Source organism: Pseudorhodoplanes sp. (assembly GCF_046289595.1).
Taxonomy (GTDB): Bacteria; Pseudomonadota; Alphaproteobacteria; order Rhizobiales; family Xanthobacteraceae; genus Pseudorhodoplanes.
Window position 1 is genome coordinate 1 of the sequence record NZ_JBKBVB010000235.1, and the last position, 2122, is coordinate 2122.

Below are 2122 nucleotides of genomic sequence, written 5' to 3' on the forward strand. Positions count from 1 at the left end.
GACGGTGCGGCTCAAAAGTTAAAGAAGGCGCTGCCGAAAAAGACCGACACGATCGACCGCGTGATCATGGGCCGCGACGCGGCCGAAGCCGACAAGGCCGCGCGCATCCGCATCGTGCCCCTGCCGTCGATCGGCTCGCCTCATGTGGCGCGCGCGATCCGCCGCCTGCTGGTCGAGGTGCCGCCAAACTGTTGTCTCGCCAGCGAAAATATCGATTGGGCGTTTTCCGGCCTGGATCTGAATGTCGATCACGGGACCGGTGAGATCTCCAACCGGGGCAGGCCGATCCTCGTCGCGGCCGACGATGAATTGATGCTCCGCCATTACGGGGTCGATGACGGGAGCGCAGGCCATCGCGTATGGCGCACGGTGACGCCGGCAGCGTTGCCGCAACGGGCGGCGCGGCGGCGCATCGATCCGCTTAGGCTGCGCGAGGAACTGGCGGCGGCGCGCAACGCACCCGGCTCCGAATTCAAGGAAGCCAAACCGGGGCGCGAGCGCCTGGCGGAGCAGCATTGCGCAATTTTCGCCGTCGTGCAGGCGCTTCGCCATGCCGGGATCGCGGCGCGGCCGGAGACGATCCGCGTGCAGCGCGAGCCGTTCGAGGGCCGTGGCGCGCGTGCTGAAGCCTTCGCGTCCGGCACCCGTTTCGCCAAAGAACGGCTGTGGCATGTCGAAATCGCCTTTGCCGAGCCGCAGCACGGTCCACTCGTGATCGGCGACGGCCGCTATCTCGGTCTCGGCCTCATGGCGCCGCTGCGCGATGTTTCGCGCGATATGCTGGCATTCGCCGTGCCGGAAGCGGCGAACATCGGCGTCGCCGACGGCCCGGTGCTGGTACGCGCGGCACGCCGTGCGCTGATGGCGCGCGAACGGGACGTAACGGGCGAATTGACGAGATTGTTTTCCGGTCACGAGGCGGACGGTGGTCGGGCAGCATCGGGCCGACACGAGCACATCTTTCTCGCCGCCGATGACATTAACGGCGACGGCCGCATCGACCGGTTGATCGTCGCCGCCCCGTGGGCCTGCGATCGCTCCCTGGCGGCGACGAGAGAAATGCGCAAAACCTTTGACGAAGTCGTTTCCCGGCTCGCGGTCGTGCGCGCCGGCCGGCTCGGCGTGATCGCGCTCGGGCCGCCGCAAGCGCTCGCCGACCGCGATCCGCTGATCGGGCCGGCGCGGGTCTGGCAAAGCCGCACCCGTTACCGCGCCACGCGTCACGCCGGCCGGCGCAAGGACCCGGCGGAGGCGCTCGCCCACGATCTCGAATTGGAATGCCTTCGCCGCGGCCTGCCGCGGCCCAATGTCGAAGTGCTCGATTTTTCCGCGCTCCCGAACGGCGGCGGCCTTGCCGCCTACGCCCGGCTGCGTTTTGCTGTGGCGGTTCGGGGGCCACTCCTCCTTGGCCGCAACAGCCACCAGGGCGGCGGCGTGTTCGCGGTCGAGGCATAGTTCAATTCGACCGATGCGCCGCGTGTCGGGGTCTGATCACGCGCGCCGCGGCATTCTGGTCTTATGGTGGTGTTGTTTCCCGCTGACGCAGGGCACGATTCGCGCTTTAATCCTCCATTCCGATGCGCCTGCTATCGAGGGTTGTGCGTATGGCCTCCTCCGCGTCCGATGTTGCGCGTAACGCCGGCTTGCCACCCGGTCCCCGGCTTACCCCTTCGTCAGAGGCCCAGCTTTCGTTCGATCTTTCGGCGCCACCGGCCAATGGTGAAACGCCACTGGTGCCCGTGCGGATGGTCAATGAATGGGTTTATTGCCCGCGGCTCGCTTTTCTCGAATGGGTCGACGGCGAATGGGCGGACTCCGGCGACACCGAGGAAGGCCGCCGCGCCCACGTGCGTGTGGATGCCGGGGGCGGAAAGCTTCCCGCGCCGGCAGAGACGCACGAGAAGCCCGATTTCGCCGCACGCTCGGTGACGCTTGCCTCTGAGCGGCTTGGCATCATAGCCAAGATCGATCTCGTCGACGGCGAGGGCGGGAGTGTCACACCGGTCGATACGAAAAAGGGAAAGCGCCCGCACGTGGCCGAGGGTGCCTACGAGCCTGAGCGGGTGCAGGTCTGCGCCCAGGCCCTGATCCTTGAAGAGGCCGGATATACCGTATCGGAAGG

2 protein-coding genes are annotated in these 2122 nt (G+C 67.2%); both read left to right on the forward strand.

Annotated elements, in window-relative coordinates:
* Positions 1–1455 (forward strand): type I-U CRISPR-associated protein Csb2 (gene csb2, locus ACK41X_RS23500; protein WP_409728756.1); only part of this gene is annotated, 1455 nt, incomplete at its 5' end.
* A 149-nt stretch (positions 1456–1604) separates the two neighbouring features.
* The coding region (locus tag ACK41X_RS23505) for a Dna2/Cas4 domain-containing protein (RefSeq protein ID WP_409728759.1) at positions 1605–2122 on the forward strand (518 nt) is incomplete at its 3' end.